This window comes from Mucilaginibacter robiniae (assembly GCF_012849215.1).
GTDB classification, from domain to species: Bacteria; Bacteroidota; Bacteroidia; order Sphingobacteriales; family Sphingobacteriaceae; genus Mucilaginibacter; species Mucilaginibacter robiniae.
On the sequence record NZ_CP051682.1, the window covers coordinates 1016693 to 1038929 of the forward strand.

13 protein-coding genes are annotated in these 22237 nt (G+C 42.1%); 1 reads left to right on the forward strand and 12 read right to left on the reverse strand.

From position 1 onward, the window contains the following. Positions 1–264: 264 nt before the first annotated feature. The 11 genes from HH214_RS04645 to HH214_RS04690 all read right to left on the reverse strand — a co-directional run bounded on the left by HH214_RS04645 (position 265) and on the right by HH214_RS04690 (position 18197). A complete protein-coding gene (locus HH214_RS04645) occupies positions 265–1110 on the reverse strand; it encodes an IS3 family transposase (RefSeq protein ID WP_211166306.1) in 846 nt (281 codons plus the stop codon). A gap of 20 nt (positions 1111–1130) precedes the next feature. Next, a complete protein-coding gene (locus HH214_RS21905; protein WP_211166373.1) occupies positions 1131–1355 on the reverse strand; it encodes a transposase in 225 nt (74 codons plus the stop codon). A 92-nt stretch (positions 1356–1447) separates the two neighbouring features. Beyond that, a complete protein-coding gene (locus tag HH214_RS04650) occupies positions 1448–1870 on the reverse strand; it encodes a hypothetical protein (protein WP_169606233.1) in 423 nt (140 codons plus the stop codon). Positions 1871–2050: 180 nt separating this feature from the next. Continuing rightward, positions 2051–2287, reverse strand: coding sequence for a hypothetical protein (locus HH214_RS04655; protein ID WP_169606234.1), 237 nt, complete (start codon positions 2285–2287; stop codon positions 2051–2053). A gap of 503 nt (positions 2288–2790) precedes the next feature. Then, positions 2791–3753 carry a PorP/SprF family type IX secretion system membrane protein gene (locus HH214_RS04660; RefSeq protein ID WP_315853187.1) on the reverse strand — a complete coding sequence of 321 codons (963 nt, stop codon included), beginning with the start codon at positions 3751–3753 and terminating at the stop codon, positions 2791–2793. A gap of 32 nt (positions 3754–3785) precedes the next feature. Then, complete coding sequence (locus HH214_RS04665) at positions 3786–12743, reverse strand: MBG domain-containing protein (RefSeq protein ID WP_169606236.1); 8958 nt, start codon at positions 12741–12743, stop codon at positions 3786–3788. 98 nt (positions 12744–12841) lie between these two features. Next, positions 12842–13369 carry a phage tail protein gene (locus tag HH214_RS04670; RefSeq protein ID WP_169606237.1) on the reverse strand — a complete coding sequence of 176 codons (528 nt, stop codon included), beginning with the start codon at positions 13367–13369 and terminating at the stop codon, positions 12842–12844. Positions 13370–13416: 47 nt separating this feature from the next. Beyond that, entirely contained in the window at positions 13417–13962 is a 546-nt protein-coding gene (locus HH214_RS04675) for a phage tail protein (protein WP_169606238.1), read from the reverse strand. Between the two features lie 28 nt (positions 13963–13990). Then, a complete protein-coding gene (locus HH214_RS04680) occupies positions 13991–14527 on the reverse strand; it encodes a phage tail protein (RefSeq protein WP_169606239.1) in 537 nt (178 codons plus the stop codon). Positions 14528–14560: 33 nt separating this feature from the next. Then, complete coding sequence (locus HH214_RS04685; protein ID WP_169606240.1) at positions 14561–15523, reverse strand: methionyl-tRNA formyltransferase; 963 nt, start codon at positions 15521–15523, stop codon at positions 14561–14563. A 985-nt stretch (positions 15524–16508) separates the two neighbouring features. Then, positions 16509–18197, reverse strand: a complete 1689-nt coding sequence (locus tag HH214_RS04690) for an RluA family pseudouridine synthase (protein ID WP_169606241.1) — start codon at positions 18195–18197, stop codon at positions 16509–16511. A gap of 382 nt (positions 18198–18579) precedes the next feature. On the opposite strand from HH214_RS04690, the gene HH214_RS04695 reads away from it, so the two are divergent. Beyond that, a complete protein-coding gene (locus tag HH214_RS04695; RefSeq protein WP_169606242.1) occupies positions 18580–19644 on the forward strand; it encodes an NAD(P)H-dependent flavin oxidoreductase in 1065 nt (354 codons plus the stop codon). Between the two features lie 128 nt (positions 19645–19772). On the opposite strand, the gene HH214_RS04700 is transcribed toward HH214_RS04695, so the two are convergent. Then, entirely contained in the window at positions 19773–22217 is a 2445-nt protein-coding gene (locus HH214_RS04700) for a bifunctional YncE family protein/alkaline phosphatase family protein (RefSeq protein WP_169606243.1), read from the reverse strand. Positions 22218–22237 lie beyond the last annotated feature (20 nt).

Sequence of the window (22237 nt, forward strand, 5' to 3'; positions counted from 1 at the left end):
TTTAACGACAGCTACAGTTTAAATATTAAAATCTTTGTCCGGTCATTGCCACTCGTAGTTACGCCAGGTATAAATCGTGTTTACGCATAACGCTAAATTATGATAACAATTTGTTTTATCTCTATAAATAATAATATTTAAGAACTTGTATTAGAATGACGATATACAAGCTAACTATATAATTCCTTTAAACCATAAACCATTATTGTAACCCTCCCTTAGTTCGGACTGGTGTTTTATAGACTTAATGATTCAAAAATAGTTTTATTGTTGTTGTAACTGTGGGGATGTTGGAAACTCGCCAGAGTTTTCAATATCCCCACAGTTTAGCCGCTTGTACAGGTCTGGCGTTATACCTCCCAGTGCTTCATGCGGCCTGCTGTAATTGTAATCTTCCATCCATTCATCGGCTAAAATCTGTACCTGGTTGATGTCTTCAAATAAGTAAGCATCGAGTATATTCTCCCGAAAGGTTCGGTTAAAGCGTTCGATGTATCCATTTTGCATAGGCTTGCCCGGCTGCGTATATTGTACCTCAATGCCTTTACTCGCACACCAGTCTTTGAACTCTTTACTGATGAATTCAGGGCCATTATCTACCCTGATGCAACTGGGTTTACCTTGCTCATGAATGCTTCGCTCCAATATCTGTGTTACCCTGGTTGCTGGCATTGTATGGGCAGCTTCAATCGCGATAACCTCTCTATTGTAATCATCGATAATGTTGAGCGTACGGAACCTTCTTTTGTTCACCAGTACATCACACATAAAATCCATTGACCAAGTTTGACCGGCTTGCTCAGGCACTATCAGCGGTACCCTGACTCTTGCCGGTACACGTCTGCGTACCTTACGGCGCTTATTCATGCCCAAAAGCAAATATACTCTGCGCACGCGCTTGTAATTCCACTGAAAACCTTGCTGGCGAATGCGGCTGTAATACAGGTCTTGGCCTTCGGTAGGGTGCTTTTCAGCGAGTTCCACTAACTTATTTATAGTTTCAGAATCATCACGAACGTTTCTGTAATAAAACATGGATTTGGGCAGCTTGACTACCCGGCAAGCCCTGCTGATGCTTACGCTGTAACCTTCCAGTAAGTAAGCAACCATGTCCTTGCGCTGGCAGGGCTTTAGAACTTTTTTGAGAGCACGTCCTTCAGCATCTTATTATCCAGCGCCAGTTCTGCATACATGTGTTTCAGCTTACGGTTCTCTTCTTCCAGCTCTTTGAGCCGTTTCAGTTCCTGGCTGTCCATGCCGGCATACTTCTTTCGCCAGTTATAAAAGGTCGATTTGTGAATGCCGAGTTCCCGGCAGATATCAGTTAGCTCACGGCCTCCTTCATACTCTTTGATGGCCTTGCGGGGTCTGTGCTTCGGTGATAATAGAGTTCTTCATTATTGACTGTTTAAAGTTAAGACTTTTCGTCCTCTAAGCAGTCCGGTTTTTAGGAGGGGTTACATGCCAACATTTGAGGCAGCAAACTAATGCCACTCCATTGATCGTAGGCTAGCAAATCAACCGGATAGCTTTCCTGAAAAACCAAATCATCTTCCGTATTAATAGTAATAGTGATTCTGCTAGCTATACGTTCAGTAAGGTAAGCAAGGTATTTAGATGAAACGTTTAAGAGTATTGATTTAAATTCATAAGTCTCACCACGACTCAAAAAGTCAATGTTATATTTCCATACATCGGCAAAATCATGTTCTGTAGTAATTTCAATGCCTACATTCGTCCCGTTCTGATCGCTTTGGTTCTGAAGCGTAAATTCTCGAATAACAGGAACATGGTTTTGTTGAAATGCAAAGTTAATCGCCGGAATATAAGCAAAGTTAACCTTTGCCGCAGATAAAGTTAAGGTATTCATATTAGGTGATTAAAATAGTGAATATTTTAATCAAAATAATGTAAGACTGAAATGAAATAAAATTCAACTACTCTCAAATATAAATTTATATACTAAACGACTTTCTGGATAAAAAGACTGCTGCTTACTACAATATGGCCTGTTACCTAAGCTTGGAAGAGCATACAGATTCCGCACTCATTATTTTAAGGCACGCTTCATTTGCTTAATGATGCAGATTGACGCCTTTACATCCATTGGAGGCTTAGAGACTCCTGACGAAAGTAAAAAGGAACTCAATGTATATCCGGTTAAAGCTCGCTTTTTACTACTGACATCCATCACTTCTGTACCAATTATGATAGTGTCATGGCTGATACGGCGCGTTTCAAGCAAGTCATGAAAGCTGGTTACTTTGAACAAAGCCAACAGAAACATGAATAATCATAAGATACATAAAGTAAGCCGTACCGACTTTTTTGTCCAGCATATCAGATCAGCTCCGGAATTTTATAGTGCTATCTAAAAGTGGAGCAATACAACATTGCTTTTTCGGCACCCTATGTGAAGATAAAAACAAATTTGAAGCAGATTCACCAAAGATATATATTACACCTGGTACAATAACTGGTTAGCTAATTCACAACAAGCAACACCAAATAACCTATCGGATTAGGACTATTGGATAAGAGATCAGTTTTGTAAGTGTTACTACGAACAGGCACTGGATAAAAGCAAGGCAAGCTATTTATAATATCTTGCATATTCAGGATTCTAAAACTTTTTAGCACGAAGACAGAGGGAAAATAAGGTTGCTTCCTTGCCATAGAGAAGAGGTCTATTTTCTTAATAAAGCCACGAAGACAGAAGGCAGCTTTGCAAGTTCGAGAACAACTTCTTAGGATAGACAATTGTCTATCCTAAGAAGTCTTTGTTTCTCTTTAAAGTAGTTTATGGCTATTATTACCTCTTGATCCAAAACTATACGTAAGCATAATTTCGTGGGTGGCAAAGGTAAACTGACTAATGTTGTTGTTAGCCGTACCAAATTGATAAGCATAACCTAAACGCAAGCCATCTACCTGAACGCTTAATATCCCAGCCATCTCGTTGTTGGTTCGGTAATTGGCGCCTATTCCTAATATACTTTTTATGTAAACCGTTGTAGAAACATCTGCGGTTGCCGGAACGCCTTTAGTAGCCTGAAACAAAAAGGCTGGTTTAACCCGAAAATCATCACCTTGCTGCCCCGAAAGATAGGCGCCCTGGACATAATAATGATTACGGAAGTAGGTATTCTTTTCCGCTGAAGCTACACCTAATGAACGTAAATTGAATTGCGGTACCGAAACGCCTAAGTAATAGTTATCGCTGTAGTACATTACACCAAAACCCAAGTTTGGCCGTGTCTCCCGAACGTCACTATACAAAAACATCGGATCATCAGGAGCTACAGACGAATAACTAGCTACATATCTCCGCACTCCTGCATCCATGGATACAGCCAGATAGCCCTTTTCTGATAACCGCACTGATTTGGCAAAGTAAGCATTAATCTCTGTTTGATGCTCAACAGCAAACTTATCGTCCATAACAGTTATACCTGCGGCTGCTCCAATACGTTGTAGTGGAAAGGCACTGCTGAAAAGAAAGGTAGATGGGGATCCTTCGATCCCCGCCCATTGCTTGCGGTATATAGCTGAAACCGAACCCTGCTCATCCAGCAACGAATAAGTATGGTTAATCGGGGTCAGGTTGTTCATATATTGCGTATAGGTAAACAGTTGCTGAGCTTTCGACTGAAGCATACAGCTCAGCAGAACAAGCACAAGGCCGGCAACCTTCCAATTGAATATATTGTTAATTGTAGTCATTACTTTTATGACGCTTTGTTTTTTTGTCATTGTTTTTGTTTTCCTTAATTCTGTAGCTGCCTTTAGTATTTAAGTATAAACCAACCTGTTTTTCTTCTGCCTTCTCCATTTACCGTATACTCCAGCAGATAGAAGTAGGTACCAGCCTGCTGCATGGCTCCGGTTATATTTGAATGCCCATCAAATGCATTGCTTGCATTATTGTAATTCTGGGTATCAAATATTTTTACGCCATTGCGGTTGATAACTGTTACCCGATTAACAGGGTGCTCATTAATACCTTCTATGTAAAGCACATCATTAATACCGTCGCCATTAGGTGATACTGCCTGACGAACAAGCACCTCACTACCCGAAGCATCTACCACTTCGAAGGTTTGCTTTACAGTAGTTGCCGGCAGGTAATTGGCATTACCCTCCTGGGTGGCCGTAATGGTTATACTGCCTAATCTGTTTGCACTTAAGGTTTGACCGTTAACAGATGCAATTACCGGATCTGAAGTAACCAAAGTTACTGGTAATCCTGAACTGGCTGTTACTGCCGACAGACTGTATTGTACACCCTTTAACTGGTTAGGTATAATAGCAAAATTGATAATTTGCGGCGCTTTGTTCACTATCAAGGTGTGTGTTACTGATGGCATGTTAGTGTAATTACCATTAGCAGCCAAGGTTGCCGTTATAGTAGAAACACCCGCACCTACAATATGAATTTTACCATTTACTATGGTAGCTACTGAAGTATTACTGCTGCTATACAGTACAACTTCACCTGTATTAGCAGTGGCACCAGGATTGAAATCGCTATCTCCATAAGTTTTTTCACTTAATGAATTGAAGGTTAACGTACGTTCGGTTGGCATAACTGTCAATATACCGTTCACATACATAAAGCTGTAATTAGCGCTTACTCCACTTGATGGTGTAATAGCATAGGTACCTGCAATTGAGTTGGTTGTAGCTAAAGTATTTGCTACAGGCTGAACAGACAATTTGCTTGCATCATCGCCATTTACAAAACCGCTATAACTTACAGTTAACGCAGGGTTAGCCGTTCCGTATAATTTGGTTTGGTTATTTGCGGTTACCGTTAATAGAGCAGGTGTTACGGTTAGTGTACCTTTATTGTACACAATGGTATAGTTGTTACTTACCGCCCCGTTTACCTGGATATCATACGTACCAGCACCTGATGCTGTAGTGGCTATAGTTGATGCAGTTGCCGCAGATGCTAACTGGCTTGCATTGTCGCCGTTAATGAAACCATTATAAGTTACGGTCAGTGCCGGATTAGCCTCACCATAAACTTTGGTTTTATTATCTGCTGCAATAGTCAGAATTGCTTTACCGATAATCAGGTTTGCACCTGTATAGGTTAATGCATAATTTCCATTCAATGCCAGCGAGCCTTGTTTAATGGCGTAGCTGCCTACACTCTCTCCAGCATCACGGGTTAGTGAACCGCTAAAGGCATCTGAACCTACCAGCGTACCGGAAGTAATTTTGTAAGTTAAAGTCGGATCGGTTGTACCGTAAGTTTTGCTTTGCGCATTAGCTGTTACAGTAATAGCCGCTGGACTTACTGTTAATAACTGACTTACGTCTGCAGCTGCTACGTGGTTAGCATCAGTTGCTTGTGAAGCCGTTATGGTTGTTGTACCGGCACTGATAATATGAACCTTACCACTTACAATAGTAGCTACCGCAGTATTGGTGCTGGTGTAAGTAATTGGTGTTACTGCATTGGTACTTGTTGCGCCTGCACTAAAATCGCCATCTCCATAGGTTTTAGCAGGCAACGTGGCCAGTGTGATAGCAGGTTGAGCAGCTTGTACAGTTAATGTACCTGGCACATAAGTAACTACATAGTTAGTGGAAGCAGCACCATTTGCAGTGATAGCATAAGTACCTGCTGGCGAACTGTTGACTGCTGTTGTGGTAGCCATAGGTTGAGTAGTAAGCTTTGAGGCATCGTCGCCATTTACAAAACCATTGTAACTTACTGTCAGATTCGGATTAGCTTGACCATAAATTTTGGTCTTATTTTCTGCTGTAATAGTTAAGCCAGCTTTATTAATTGTTAAACCAGCCCCTACATAGGTTAATACATAATTTGTGCTAACAGCTAAAGTTCCCTGGCTTATAGCGTACGTACCTGTATTTTCACCAGCTGCACGGGTTAAGCTGCCAGTAAAGGTGTCACTACCTACTAGTGTACCCAGAGTGGTTTTATAAGTTAATGCCGGATCAGTATCACCGTAGGTTTTAGCTTTTACATCAGCAGTAATCGTTATGGCTTTAGCACCAATATTCAGATTTGCTCCGGTATAAGTCAGCTTATAATTATTGCTTAATGCTAAGGTACCTTGCTGAATAGCATAAGAACCTACATTCTCTCCAGCACTACGGGTTAATGAACCGCTGAAAGCATCTGAGCCAATCAGACTTCCCGAAGTCACCTGGTAAGTCAAGCTTGGATCTGCATCGCCATAAGTTTTACTTTGTGCATTGGCTGTTAAAGTAATTGCTGCTTTAGTTACAGTTAATGCTTGTGTTACACTTTTAGCGGCACTGTTATTAGCATCAGCAGCTTGTGTTGCAGTAATGTTAGCTGTACCTGCACCTACGATGTGGATATTACCGTCTGTAACAGTCGCTACAGCCACGTTATCACTACTGTAAGTCAGAGCTGCACTACCAGTGCTCGTAGCATTCGCTGTAAAGTCTGCATCGCCATATGTTTTAGTTGGCAATGCGGCAAACGTGATGGTTGGCTGCCCTGCAGTAACCGTTAAGGTACCTGCCTGGTAAATAGGCGTATAATTAGGAATAACTACACCGCTTACACTAATCGGGTACGTACCCAATGGTGACGTAGTAATTGCCGTTGTAGACAACACAGGCTGTGTAGTCACGATTGATGCGTCATCACCACCTACAAAACCCTGATAGCTGGTAGTTAAGGTTGGATTGATTGCGCCGTAAACTTTAGTCTGGTTGTCCGCTACGATAGTTAAACTAGCCTTATCAATTGTCAGGTTAGCACCTCTATAGTTTAGCGTGTAGTTATTATTCAGCGCTAACGTACCTTGCTTAATTGCATAAGTACCTGCATTTTCACCAGCATCACGAACCAGTGAACCTGTAAACTTATCCTGGCCTACTAAAGTACCTGAGGTAATATTGTAGGTTAAAGACGGATCTGCCTGACCATATACTTTCGTCTGCGGATTAGCAGTTATCGTGATAGCAGCCGGGGTGATGGTTAAGTTAGCAGTGTTGTACGTTAAGTTATAGTTGCTGCTCAGGCCCAGTGTTCCTTGCTGAATAGCATAAGTGCCTATGTTCTCACCTGCATTACGGGTTAAACTACCAGTGAAAGCATCTTGACCTATAAGTGCACCTGATGTAATTTTGTAAGTTAATGCTGGGTCTGCATCACCATAATTTTTATTTTGTGCATTCGCTGTTAAAGTGATAGCTGCTTTGTTTACAGTTAACGTTTGTACCACACTTTTAGCAGCACTGTTGTTAGCATCAGCAACCTGCATAGCCGTAATATTAGCTGTACCTGCGCCTACAATATGGATATTGCCATCTACAACAGTGGCTACAGCCGTGTTATCACTACTGTAAGTTAAAGCCGTACTACCCGTACTTGTAGCACCTGCTGCAAAATCAGCATCGCCGTAATTTTTAACTGGCAAAGTAGCAAAGGTGATGGCGGGTTGGCCTGCAGTTATAGTCAGCGTGCCTGCATGATAGATAGGCGTATAGTTAGCTGCAATAGCACCGCTTACAGTGATTGGATACGTGCCTACTGGTGATGTAGTGGTTGCCGTTGTAGCTAGTACGGGCTGCGTAGTTACGATTGATGCATCATCACCACCTACAAAACCCAGATAGTTCGCCGTCAGCGTTGGGTTGGCTGCACCATAAACTTTAGTCTGATTATCGGCAGTGATGATTAAACCGGCCTTATTGATAATCAGGTTAGCACTATTGTAGCTCAGCGTATAGTTATTATTAAGAACTAACGTACCTTGTTGGATAGCATAAGTGCCTGCATTCTCACCCGCATCACGCGTTAATGAACCGATGAAAGCATCCTGGCTGCTCACCAGTTTACCACTGGTAATCTGATACGTTAGGGAAGGATCTGCCTGGCCGTAAACTTTGGCTTGTGGGTTGGCGGCTATAGTGATGGCAGCCGGCGTGATGGTTAAATTAGCCTCTTTGAAAGTTAAGTTATAGTTACTGCCCAGCGTCAGCGTTCCTTGATGAATAGCATAAGCAGCAACATTCTCTCCAGCGTTGCGCGTTAATGAGCCCGTGAAGGTATCCTCACCCACTAGCTTGCCACTGGTAAGCTGATAAGTTAAGGCAGGATCTGCCTGACCATATACTTTCGTCTGCGGGTTGACCGTTACTGTAACAGAAAGTGGAACAGCAATATAGGTTTGTTGCACGCTTGCAGCGGCGGCATGTGTAGCATCGGCTGCCTGCGAAGCCGTAATTACGGCCGATCCGGCACCTACAGTGTGCAACTTATTGTCGGGGGTAATCGTTGCTACGGCAGGGTTGCTGCTGGTGTACGTGATTGGTGTTGACGTGTTCGTACTCGTGGCTGCTAAGGCAAAGTCCGGCGCATCGCCATACTGTTGTATCCGCAAAGCAAAAAATGTAATTACAGGTGTTGCGGTATTCCTGGTTACATTTAACGTATAGGTTTTACTGGTTGCACCATCTTGCGCGGTGGTTACTACCTGTATAGTATTCGCCCCTACAGCCAATGGGATAGCACCTGATGCTGTTCCAGACTGCACTGTTGTACCGTTAACAGTTACTATAGCATTGTCATCGGTTGTATTTGGCTTCAAAGTAATACTGCTTACCGAATTTTCCACATTAGCATTATAGCTGGTAGTGCCTGAAGCAAATGTCGGAGACAGTGTACCTGAGCTGATCGATAAATTAGATAAAGTAGCTACCGAGCTGCCGATGCGGGTTACATTCACCGTGTAAGCCTGCTGCGTAATTCCATCCTGTGCAGTTACAACTACCTGAATGGTATTGTTGCCAACAGCCAGTGGAATGGCACCTGAAGCTGTTCCTAATGTTACAGTTGTACCATTAACAGATACAGTGGCATTGGCATCAGTTGTGGTCGGTGTTAATGTTACAGATGTTGTAGCATTAACAACCGAAGCGGCATAGCTTTGCGTGCCGGAGTTAAACGTTGGCGATAAAGTTCCAGAGCTGATTGACAAGGCATTCAGCGTTGCCACTGAACTGCCAGCACGCATCACAGTCAATGTATAAGCTTTCTGCGTACTACCGTCTTGTGCCGTTACTACAACTTGGATGGTGTTGGAACCAACAGCCAGCGGAATGGCGCTTGACGCCGTACCAGAGATTACTGGTGTACTATTAACAGATATAGTGGCAGTAGCATCAGTTGCTGTAGGTTTGATTGCTATTGAGGTCGTCGCGTTACTAACCGAAGCCGCATAGCTTTGTGTGTTTGAATTAAAAACTGGAGACAAATTACCCGAGCTGATTGACAAGGCATTCAGCGTTGCCACTGAACTAGCCGCACGATTAATCGTCAGCGTATAAGTTTTGGTAGTCACACCATCCTGCGCGGTTACCACTATAGGAATAGTATTGGTACCTACCGCTAATGAAATATAGTTTGCTGCTTGTGATTTTGCGGTTGAACCGTTTACTTTCATCGTTGCATTACCATCATTGAGTCCTGCGATGAGGCCGATCAGACTAGTTGAATTACTCACTGATGAGGTATAGCTGGTGGTAGCAGCGTTAAATGCAGGTGAAAGTGTAAGTTGAGGAGAGTTCAGGCTAGACAAGGTAGCGTCTGAACTTACCACAGCAATCGAAAAATAATTACTGTACGAAATACAATCGGTACTACTGTTAGTTACCGTTAAATAAAAATCATACACTCCAGCCGCAGTTCCGGCAGGCATGGCAACTACAATAGGTGAAGAACCTAACTTGGCATTGCTGACAGCTGTAAAGCCGCTCATAGCTTTGCTGCCTGTAATAATTGAATATAAGTCCGGTGAACCGGTAGTAGCCGTATATGGTACACTAAAGGAAGTAGCTGATCTGTTAACCGAGCTTATCGAACCAAAATCTATAGTAGGCCGAGGATTTTGTGTACCACTTAACGCTACGTTTTGCGTTGTTGCGCCAGTTGCAGATAAAGTAATATTGCCAGGCGAAGGGCTGCTAGCTGAAGCAGCCATACGGGTATACAGCGTTGCACTTACCGTACCGTTAGTTTGCGTAAGTATTAAACTGGTCTGATACGGACCACCCGAAGTTTGAGATATCTCAAAACCGGCAGGAGGCGTAACGGTAATATCAGAAACTAGATTACCGCCCTTTACCGTAAAAAATTGCGCTGTAGAGGCATTGGCGTAACATGAACCGAAAGCCGGCAACGTTGCTACCGATGTGGTAATTACTGACGCCGCTGCCCTGTTTACAGTTAGATTGTACGTTTGGTTGGTAGAGCCATCCTGTGCGGTTACTTTTGTCTGAATAGTATTTGCCCCTACTGCTAGCGGAATAGCGCTTGATGCTGTTCCTGATTGCACTGTTGTACCATTAATAGTTACTGTAGCATTGGCATTTGTTGTGGATGGCTTTAAGGTAATACTGCTTACCGAATTATCTACACTAGTCGTATAGCTAGTGGTACCGGAAGCAAATGTTGGAGACAAAGTACCCTGGCTAGTGGTCAACGAGGCTAAAGTAGCGTCGCTGCTGGTTACAGTAACAATAAAGCTATTACTGTACGAGATACAACCTGTACTGCTGTTTGTTGCGGTTAAGTAAAAATCATACTTACCTTCTACCGTTCCGGCTGGCATGGCAATCGTGATTGGCGAACTGGTTAACTTGGCATTATTAATCGTCATAAAGCCGCTCATGGGATTACTTTTACCGGTAAATATCGAGTACAGATCAGGAGAACCGGTTGTAGCGGTATAAGGCAGACTAAAGGATGTAGATGCGCTGGTTACCCGTGTTACTGAACTCAAATTGATAGTTGGCCGGGCATTCTGCGCCCCGCTCACGGCTACATTCTGTGTGGTTGCACTAGTTGCACTCAGCATAATATTGCCAGGTGCAGGACTGCTGGCTACAGCAGCCATACGAACATACAGTGTTGTGCTTATTGCACCATTACTTTGCGTTAGCGTTAAACTAGTTTGATACGGACCACCCGAAGTTTGAGCTACCTCGAAACCTGCGGGAGATGTAACGGTGACATCCGAGGTTAAATTGCTACCCTTTACCGTAAAAGATTGTGCTGCGGAGGCATTGCCATAGCATGAATTGAAACCTGGCAGCGTTGTTACTGAGGTTGTAATTGCTGATGCCGATGCTCTTGTAACGGTCAGGTTATAAGTTTGGGTAGTAGATCCATCCTGTGCGGTAGTTACAGCTTGGATAGTGTTGGCTCCTACAGCCAGAGGGATTGCACTTGAAGCAGTACCAGAAGTTACTGCTATCCCATTTACCGATACAGTTGCATTTGCATCGGTTGTGGTGGGTGTTACGGTAACACTGTTTACCGAATTGTTCACACCGGCCGTATAGTTGGTCGTGCTGGAGGCAAATATTGGAGAGAGCGTGCCCGGATTTATAGATAAGTTTGACAAAGTAGCTACTGAACTGCCAGCACGGGTTACCGTAACCGTATAAGTTTGGCTGGTTACATTATCTTGAGCAATAGTAGTTACTTGAATAGTGTTTGCTCCTACTGCCAGTGGAATAGCACCTGAAGCTGTTCCTGATGCTACAGTTGTACCATTAACAGATACAGTGGCATTAGCATTAGTTGTAGTTGGCGTTAGTGTTATAGATGTTGTAGCATTAACAACCGAAGCGGCATAGCTTTGCGTGCCGGAGCTAAACGTTGGCGATAAAGTTCCAGAGCTGATTGACAAGGCATTCAGCGTTGCCACTGAACTGCCAGCGCGGATCACAGTCAGCGTATAAGTTTTAGTAGTAGAACCATCTTGTGCGGTTACCACTACAGGAATAGAATTAGACCCTACAGCCACTGGCATATAGCTGGATGAATAGCCTGATTTTGTGGTTGATCCGTTAACTTTTATTGTTGCATTAGCATTGGTTGCTGTTGGCGTTATGGTAACATAATCAACTGAATTGCTAACCATGGCTGTATAACTCGTGGTACCTGATGTAAACGTCGGTGAGATTGTAGTTGCGCCTATGGCTAAATTAGACAAGGTAGCATCTACAGATTGAGTAGTAAACGTTACATCGCTGCCGTAACTTGTTCCAGCACTATTTATGGCGTAAGCACGTACATGGTAAGTGGTTGCGCTGATAAGGCCTGTTGCAGATGCTGAAAACGTTCCGGTACCTCCGCTTGCATCAGCAATCTGCGTAACGCCGGAACCACCAATTACAGGATTGGCTGAAGTGCCATACACAACGCCACGCCCTTTTACGGTAGCGCCGCCATCTACTGTTACGTTACCCCCTAACGTTGCGGTTGTACTGGCATAAATAGTAACTGCCGTTGTAGTAACAGTGGGCGTTACTACTGTTGCGCCGCTACCTAAAGTTAAGTTGGTAGCTGGTTTTTTAGCCGTACCACAACCCGCGTTTGTTTCAATCCAGCCGTTGGGTGCTGTAGGTGAGGAAATTGGCGGTGTAGTAGAATTAGTAGTGACGTTGTAATAAAAATTTTGACTCCCGTTAGCAGGAATATAATCCAAATACCACCTATCTACACTATAATAAAGACGGTAATGATAACTAGTTGCAGTAATTGGATCTTTAACATTAGTACTGGTATAATCTTTTGTTGTACTACTATAGGTCAGTGTTGCCCCATTTGGATATCCTCCTGCACTAGTGCCTTCGTAGCAATCTTTATAAATTATACTTTGGGCAACTGCCGAAACAGATAACAGAACGGAAAACAAAAATAAGTAAAGCTTTATCTTCATATATTGTAATTACAGTAAATCACATTTATAGCGGAACCAGGATAAGTAGAAAGCACGAAAAGCTATCCGCCATAACGATAGCTTTTTGTGCCAAATAATTATGACCTTACAGGAAATATCCCGTCTGACACACAAATGATGTAATTCATAGCTAGGTAAGGTTGCATATTGCTTACCGGAGTGGGCTGCGAGCTGCCAGCTGGGCTCAAAGTATTTGGAGCCAGCGTTGCAGATGGTACCTGATTAGAATACTTCCAAGTATTTGACCTGGGTGAGCTATTACCGAGTAGATTACCTTCCACATCAGTTTCTGAACCCGGCACGTTAGCTCCATTTAGGGTGTGGGTGTGAACCGGAACATTGTATAGGGTATAATTAGTGTTCCCACCAGCTGCCCCAATGTTAAAAGTAGGCAAACCAGCTCCTGTGCCTGTTCCTAGAGGTACACTGCCCCTTAAATCAGGTAAGTTAAAAGTGGTTTGTCCATTACCACCATAAACAAAGCCAATAACGGCATACAATGCTGCATTTTGCTGGATATTCATTTGCTGCCCCCAGCAAAATTGCCATCCTCGAGGCGCAAATGTTCCACAAAATATTCTGATTTCTCCTATATAAGCATCCATAGAAAGTTTGTATCTTTTTTAATATTTACAGTTAGGTTAAGCATTAATTAAGGTTGCGGAGGGTAAATACCAACTACTGCAATAGCGAACACAAGGCCACGGTAAGGTTGCATATTACTTACCGGGTTGCCGCCCCCAGGGGAAGGTGATATCATGCTTGAAGACATAGCTACTAACGAACCTTGTACACTGGAAACAGGTAAAAACTCGTTATCAGAACCAGCTGGCTCTGATAAGAAATTACCTTCTACAGCCGATTGATTTGCGGGATTATTTACTACATAAACATTATGTGAATGAGCTGGCATGTTATTAATAGTTAATGTAGTACTGTTGGCTCCACCCGGGTTACCCTGTGTATAAGTAAGTGCCGAATTGGTATTGGGTACCGCTCCTGCGCACAACGGAACACGTCCGCGTAAATCGGGTAGGGCAAAATTCACCCTTCCGTCGCCGCCAAATTGGGCAGTTATTAATGAAAATAATGCCTGATTATTTTGTATAGGCATGATCGTGCCATCGCAGGCAGCCCAACCCCTTGGAATTTTGTTGTATGGAAATATTCTGATTTCACCAAGAAAATTATCACCCATGATAATATGTTGTTAAATGTTGGTTTAATTAGCTATTGTTAGTAGGGAATACGCCAGTCAAAGCAATGATGAACGATATTGCCCGGTACGGCTGCATGATCGATTCATTGATGTTAGTCACACCTGCCGGGCTTACTGATTGGCTACTCATAGCCGAGAGATCCGGCGATGATGAACCCTGTACATACACAGCCCGGCCTGCTGAATTAGAAATTAAGTTAGAACCCGGCGTACTCGTTGTTCCTGCTTCATTTGCAGCGTTCACAAGGTGTGTATGGGGCGGCACGTTCGCTGTAGTAATGCTTACTGATGTTACACCGCCTGCTTCTCCCAAAGCGATAGGATTCAAACCCACACCTGTGCCATTGTGTACCGGCACACGGCCTTGTAAATCAGGCAGAGCAAAGGTACTCACGCCATCCCCTCCATAAGTTGTGCCGAGTAGAGTAAACAAAATATCGTTACTCGAAATAGACATTATTTGTCCATTACAGAATGCCCACCCTTCGGGTGCATAATTACCTGCAAACATCCTGATTTCTCCAATATAAGCTTCAACATCCATAGATAATTAGAATTAGTTTTGTTATATAATTGGTTAAATAATTTGCTCTTTGGCAGTTAAAACAAGACGGGCATTTTCGAAAACGTCGCCCGGTTGTATGCCCAACGCGGCTAACTTAAAGCCTGTCATGAAGCCCTCATTAAGCTTCAATATATTGATGCGTAATATTTTACGATCTACACAAGACACATACATGCCACTCTGATCAGAATGCACAACGGTACCCGGTGGGGTTGCTGCATCGGCAACAGCATCCACTGGCGATACTTCCAATATGCGTACCATCTGGTGCTTTAAAGAAGCTATGGCTCCACCCACGTTCGGATTACAGGCATTCACTAAATTTTCAATTTGTGTAGCTGTGCTTGTTTGCCAGTCAATTGCGAACTCTTCAACCGCAGGTTTGCTGTAGTAGGTGGCCTGCTGCTCAGGAATACTAATTTGCGGCAGCGGTAGGCCGTACTGCAACTGATCTGCCAGTTGCACCATTAAATTATAGGCAACAGCACTATGTCTGCTATTGCAAATACCCCAGGTTTCGCCTGGTATAAAGGATACTTGCTGCTGCATAACAATTGGCCCAGTATCCCATCCGCTATCAACCTGGTGAATGCTTACCCCACCTACAGTTTCCCCGTTCTTAATTTGCCAAAAAATAGGATTAGGCCCTCTATAAGCAGGTAACATACTGAAATGTATATTGTAAAAGCCTAAGCGCGGACGTGTAAACAGACACTCCGGTATATGGTAAGAAAAGCCAAACATAACAGCCAGATCAGGTGCTATTACATCAAATAAATCTGTAATCAATTCGTGGAATTCAGCCTTTCCTACATAGTGAAAAGGGATAGCAGCAGAACAGCAGAAATCTTCAATCTGGAAATCAGAAGCTTTTTGTCTATGAGGATGTATCACAGCTTTGAGCCACCCTTTAGTATGAAAATAACTCAGCAAAGGCAAAGCCGCTAGCTGATTGGTAAAAAATATTATTTTCATTTAGGCTAAGAATTGCAATAAGAGAAATACTAAACGTTTTTATAATTAAACAAACCTTACTAAAGCTTATTTGTATTGCTACTTGTACGCATAAAAAAGATAAAAGATACTTTTATCATTATTTTATAAGCAATAATTTATTCTTTAAAGTTCTTATTTTCAGACACTCTCCTTTTAAGAATAAAGAAGGCACATTAATTTATATGTCTAGCTCTTTTTAGTTTTTCTCAACTTGCAACTGGCTATAACAAACAGCCTACATTTATCATAAAGTTATAATATTATTATGTAAATGTGACTCCTTGTACGCGAAGCTATATTTAATAATAGAGCACACAAAATCAACTTTAACCTGTAAAAAAGCTCTGCTTTACTCAACTTGTTGGGGGAGCAAATTGTATTATAAAAATCACAGTATGGTAATGTTGGTTCTTATAGCTCACTGCTTCTGTTACTTTGACTTACACTCTTCTCCACTTATAAGAATACATGTGCCTTCTTCATATACAATTCGGTCAAAATACCCAAATACAGTATGTTCAAGTAATGCTTTAAAACCTGTATGATTTTAAATTACTACTGCATATCTTATACTAAAAAATAGAATGCACGATATCAATTAGGCTTGAATTCCAATTGAATGCTAATGATTTCTGACCATAATCTCCTCTCTAAAACAAGGTTCATCGGCCAGCAAAATTCTCACATCACAGCTTCAAGAAAGCTTGTTTGCTCATTAGTAACGATGGTTCATTTATAAGTAAAGTACAGATGTAACTATTAAGGTACTAAATACCCCTAACAACATCTCTACTAGAACATTTAAAAATCAAAGGCTCAGTACCTAGTTTCTCGAATGTGGTCAACACTATGCAAATAGTTGTTATACCCATAAAAGCCATTCAAATAGATAACGTAATACTGGAGCTTACCTTGTTACAGCTAAAGGGTGTGGTAGTTACTGGCCAGTAAAACAGGTCAACTATTAAAAGTTTTCCACGACTTCAAAGCTGATTCTTTCTTTGGTTTTGGGGTGCACAAATTCAATCTGGGCAGCATGCAGGTACAACCGCTCAGAAGGCGTACCATAAAGATCATCTCCAACAATTGGTGCATTAAGTCCTAGCTCATGTGCCGAGTGCATACGCAACTGATGTGTTCTGCCTGTAAGTGGCCAAAAGTGAATTTTGATTATACCTTCATTCCTTTCAACTACTTTCCACTTCGTGATACTATTTTTTCCGTGTTCAAAACAAACCAGTTGTCGTGGACGGTTATATAAATCAGTCCGTAAAGGAAGCTTAACTTCTCCTTCTTCCTGATCTAATATTTTAGAAAGTAGTGCGGTGTAACGTTTACTTACGGTACGTTGCAGAAACTGCCTTTGAATATGCTTGTGTACTTCCGGGGTTTTAGCTACTATTAACAATCCTGAAGTACCCATATCCAGCCGATGAATAATAAGCGGCTCAATATTTTTCCATGCATATTTCAGCCTGATATATACCGAATCTTGAATATCAATACCCGGAACAGAACGTAAACCAGCAGGTTTGTTGACTAACACTAAACATTCATCTTCATAAACAACTTCCAACCTGCAGTTTTCTGCCGGATTTTGTAAAAATGGATTTTCATCCACAAGCATACCTTCCAGCATATGCCCCAAAATAGGTTTGCATTTACCGGTACAGGCCGGGTAAAATTGTTTATGCTTCCTGATCTCAGATTTAGGTGACTCTCCCCACCAAAATTCGGCCATAGCCAGCGGCTTATACCCATTAGCAAATGCAAATTGCAACAGCTTGGGCGTTGCACATTCGCCCGCCCCTGCTGGGGGTTTACCAAAAGCGGTTACACTAAAAATTTCTTGTAAACTTTTGCTTTTACCTTCTTTATTTAAAAATACATATTGCTCAAAAAGTTGCTTCTGTAATGCGGCAGATCTTTGTTTTCGCTCATCCTTTAATGCTTCTATGCTGGCTTCAACTTGCACTAATTGTACTTGCGTTTCTTCTAAAAGTTGAGCCCACTGGTTAGTTAAAACATTAAGCTGGTGTTTATCGTGCAAACTATGTTTAATCAGATAGGCCTCAAACTGAGCATATTCAGAGTGCCCCATGTTATTCTTCTGCTCTTCACGGAGCTTCTTTCGGTTGTTTTTATTACTTTTTAATTGTTTTTTAAAAGCTGATATTTCCTTTAAGGATTGAACCGAAAGTTGTTCAAAATCAAGCTTAAGACGCCTGTAGTTTTCGTCTGCCTCTATCTTTTCTAACTGCGTGTTGATGGCACTGATGACCTCTTGCTCTTTAAGGAAAAAGCTATTTTCAACCAGCATATCAAACACTGGCGGAACAAACCTAGGATGATCATTTGAGCCAGCCAGCTTGCCCGAGAAAGCTGTTAGATAACCTAATTTTCCTTTCATGTCCTGCACCACCAAAACACCGAACATCTTCCCGATAACTATTCCTTCCTGATTGCTGACAAGGCCGAAGTTATGATCAAGATCAGTTTGGCTTTCCAGATAATCTTGTAGTTCGGCAGCAGCTATCTTTGTTAACGGATGCGGTTCGTAATAAAAAGGAAAAGTAAAGCGCTCAGGTAAGGGAATATCATTTACCGATTTATCCGAAAAATAAGTAATTCTATTTAGAGTATTGTTGCGCAAGTATTTCTATCGTTTATTCTGCAAAAGTAACACTTCTTCTTCAATAGATTTAGCTGACCACTATGCCTCCTTCAACAACAAACAACCTATCTTATTTTAAACAGCGACCAAAATCAACTTAAATTGAGCTTGGCCGCAGTTAAAATATAAAGTATATGTAAATCAATACCTTTATGCAGATAGTTGAGGCTTTTTTGCCTATGTTCAATGATAATTATTAGAAAGTATCAACCAGACATTCCCGCATAAGCAATAACGACCTTTTTAAGGCATAGTGTTATAACCCTCTACTGCTTTTCAATGTACTTAGCCATACATTACCTATACTGAATATACTTAATGTCATGAAAAGAACCGAACTTGTGCTTCATACAGATTACCTATGGAAAATTTAAAACGTTTGCTCAATATCAGCTACCCAATTGTACAGGCTCCTATGCTGGGGGTTACCACACCTGCTATGGTGGCGGCTGTTGCTAATACTGGCGCGTTGGGTTCATTACCCGTAGGCGGGTTATCACCCGAACGTACATTGGAACTTATTAAAACTACCAAATCTTTAACCAGACATTCCTTTGCTGTTAACCTATTTGCTCATCCTCCTGCCGAAACTGTAAATAAAGAAGAGCTGGACCTTATGCAAAACTTTCTTGCCGAGCTGTGCCAAGAATATAGCATTCCGTTTGAGCGGAAAGATGTAGACAGCTTTCAGTTTTACTACTATGAGGATTTGTTTCAAGTATTGCTTGATGAAGATATCAAGGTAGTAAGTTTTACATTCGGGCAGTTAAATAGCGATACTATAACTGCTTTTAAAAACAAAGGCACCATCCTGATTGGTACGGCAACCAGCGTTGCAGAAGCACAACAACTGATGCAAGATGGCATTGATATTATTACCGTACAAGGTTTAGAAGCCGGTGGGCACCGGGGCACCTTCTTGATTAACGAACCTGTACCACAGGTAGGCTTATTATCGCTTTTACCCCAAGTAGCCGATCAAGTAAGCTTACCATTATTGGCGGCGGGCGGCATTTATGATGCACGAACTATAAAAGCTGCTTTTACACTGGGTGCATCGGGTGTACAGGTAGGTAGTTTGTTTATTACAGCCGATGAAAGTGCTGCCAGCGAAACCTATAAAAAGGCGGTGCTTCAATCTCAAGAGACTTCTACAATACTTACACAGGCTTTTTCTGGTCGATGGGCGCGGGGCATACACAATGAATTTATGCGACGAATGGAAGCAAAAGGGCTTTCTATTCCCTACTATACTTTCCAAAACCAACTGATAGGGCCCATCAGAACCTACGCACAACAACATCAATTAAAAGATATGATTGCCATGTGGGCAGGTCAATCTGCCGGAAGAGCCAGCCGGGGTACAACAGAGCAAATTATCACCAGGCTAATTAACGAGCTTTCCGCAGAATATAAATCAGCTTAACTCACTTAATTTCCGGCAGAGATATATCTAAACACCACTGCCGGAAATCAGAAATAATTTAAATAAAGGCTTAATCCTGAACCATACTGTTAGAAGAAATTGTACTGGTGTTTAAAAGTGTATAGCTATTAATCGTCATCATCTTTTTTCTTCTTTTCCAATAACACAAATGCACTGCGCTTAGGAGCTGGCATTACTGAACTTTCGCCCTTAACCGATTTCCAGATCACCTCATTTAAATCTAAATCAGGCGCTGCATCCTCTTTATTGAAATTAAACAATTCTGAACGCTTACTACTTTTGTTAACAGCCACGTTGCGGAAATCCAAATCTATTCGCGCTGGCTTGCATTTGTACGGCGTATAATCGGCTTTGCTGGTAAAGCACTCATATAGTGGTAGTGCTGCAGCATCATACTGGCTCATAGGGGGCAAACCCAGTATCAACTCAATGGTTCTGAGTACGCCTGATGTAGAGTACATGCTATGTACTACGGCATTGCGCTTTACATAAGGGCCTGCTACAAATACCGGCGAACGGTGAGCATCTATATGATCGGGACCATTCTGCGCATCATCTTCTAAAATGAACACCACTGTTTCTTTCCATACAGGGCTCTGCGCCAAGTGTTCCAGAATACGCCCGATAGCCAAATCATTATCAGCTACTGCAGCAGTTGGGGTGTACTTACCTTTTCTTTGTCCGCTGGTATGATCGTTAGAGATACGTAAGGTGCTGAACTGCGGAACAGCATTAACATTCACCAACGAATCAAAATCATGCTGCCAGGCATCTACCCTCACCTGATCTTTGATATCCAGATCAAAGCCCGGCGATTGGGCACATACATGGCCTTGCAGTGATTTTAAATGGGCTTTACCATAATCAGCAAACTCACCATAGCTACGGTAAGTTACACCAGCCCGCTTACAGTAATCCCAAATAAATCCATCTCGCGGGTAGGTAGCCTTACGGCCTCCTTCAAAGTCAGTTGTACCACCACGCTTGCCATAACTGGTAGGCCAAGTTTTCTCTACCACATCCGTAGCGTAGGCGGCCATGCTCCAGTTATGCCCGTCGGCACTTACTTCAGCATTTACATAAAAGTTATCCATCAGCACAAACTCATTTGCTATAGCATGATGATTTGGTGTTACTTCATCGCCAAACAAGCATAAGGATTTATCGCCATTGCCTTTTTTCATATCTCCAAGCACCTGATCGTAAGTACGATTTTCTTTGATAATGTAAAACACATGCTTGATGGGTGATTTCTCCCCCTGCCGACGGGGTATGGGATTACCCGCCTCGCCTTCTGCCTGGGCAGCTTTCCGGTCATTAAATGGGGTATTGGCATAAACCTGTTTCGTGTAGTCTTTCAACTGATCGGCGTTAGGCGCATCAATAAAGGATAACGACCCTTTAAACAAACCAGCAATATATTGCAAACGGTTGTTGGCTGTACTGCCTGTCTGGTAGCCACTATTATCGGCTTTCGATATAGGTTGTGGTCCTTCAGGATTAGGTAACGAAGACATTCCTTTTCCATTACTAACCATAATTTTATTACCTAATACCTTCACGTTGGTTGGATACCATCCTACGGGAATAAAACCCTGACTTTTACTGTTGCCAACTTGTGATACATCAAAAACAGCCAAGCAATTATTATCGGCATTGGCAATATAAAGTGTTTTTTCATTAGCTGACAGCGCTAGCCCGTTTGTGGTTGAGCCGGTAAGTACTGTAGGATACAAAGTGGTTGACAAAGTTTCGATCACCTTATTCGTAGCTGTATTGATAATAGAAACCGAATTGTCATTTGCATTAGCTACGTATAACAACAAACCTTTTTTGTTCAACAACAGTTCGTTAGGATGGCTCCCTACATTAACCGCAGAAGTAATCTCTTGTGATGAAGTATTCAATACGATTACCTGATTACCTCCCCATAACGATACATATAAAGTTTGCTCATCAGGAGACAAAACACAGCTGTAAGCTATAGTAGGCAACTGAATTTTATTCAGAACTTTACGTGCTGGCAGGTCAATAATATAAATGCTACTATCCTCTTTAGTAACCGTGTACAAACGGCTATCATCATGAGTGATAGCTATACCGGTTGGACATATTTTGTTTTGAGGCCAGGGCAACCCTAAGCTTATAGTATCAGGATTTTTGAGCTTATTATTTCTTAAATCATAATCTAAAATGCAGTTATCATTGCCCCCAGAGGCATATAAGTGCTTTTCATCATGGCTAAAGGCTAAACCATACCACGCTTTGCCAATTTCTTTTTCATCCAGTACTTTTTCATGTTGCGGATCAATTAGCTGAATGGATTGCGTGCTCTGCCCATTGTTGGTAACAGCTAGCAACTTGCCCGATGGACTTAGCTGCAAGTTCAATGGCAAATCGCCTAAAGGCAACGACCTTCCAGCCGGGCTAAGCTTCCAGCCATTGGGTAGCAGTACCTGCCCGGTTTGCTTTTGCTTACCAGGTAGCTGTGCAAACACATGGCAGTTAATAATAAGCCCTATTAGGATAATAGATATTCTGTAAACTTTCATAAACCTTTTCTAATGTAGTG

Coding starts and splice junctions, on each gene's coding strand:
- HH214_RS04680 (WP_169606239.1), bottom strand. CDS start 14,527: ATGGATGTTGAAGCTTATATTGGAGAAATCAGGATGTTTGCAGGTAAT.
- HH214_RS04695 (WP_169606242.1), top strand. CDS start 18,580: ATGGAAAATTTAAAACGTTTGCTCAATATCAGCTACCCAATTGTACAG.
- HH214_RS04665 (WP_169606236.1), bottom strand. CDS start 12,743: ATGAAGATAAAGCTTTACTTATTTTTGTTTTCCGTTCTGTTATCTGTT.
- HH214_RS04670 (WP_169606237.1), bottom strand. CDS start 13,369: ATGGATGCTTATATAGGAGAAATCAGAATATTTTGTGGAACATTTGCG.
- HH214_RS04675 (WP_169606238.1), bottom strand. CDS start 13,962: ATGGGTGATAATTTTCTTGGTGAAATCAGAATATTTCCATACAACAAA.
- HH214_RS04700 (WP_169606243.1), bottom strand. CDS start 22,217: ATGAAAGTTTACAGAATATCTATTATCCTAATAGGGCTTATTATTAAC.
- HH214_RS04660 (WP_315853187.1), bottom strand. CDS start 3,753: ATGACAAAAAAACAAAGCGTCATAAAAGTAATGACTACAATTAACAAT.
- HH214_RS04685 (WP_169606240.1), bottom strand. CDS start 15,523: ATGAAAATAATATTTTTTACCAATCAGCTAGCGGCTTTGCCTTTGCTG.
- HH214_RS04645 (WP_211166306.1), bottom strand. CDS start 1,110: ATGGTTGCTTACTTACTGGAAGGTTACAGCGTAAGCATCAGCAGGGCT.
- HH214_RS04655 (WP_169606234.1), bottom strand. CDS start 2,287: ATGTTTCTGTTGGCTTTGTTCAAAGTAACCAGCTTTCATGACTTGCTT.
- HH214_RS04650 (WP_169606233.1), bottom strand. CDS start 1,870: ATGAATACCTTAACTTTATCTGCGGCAAAGGTTAACTTTGCTTATATT.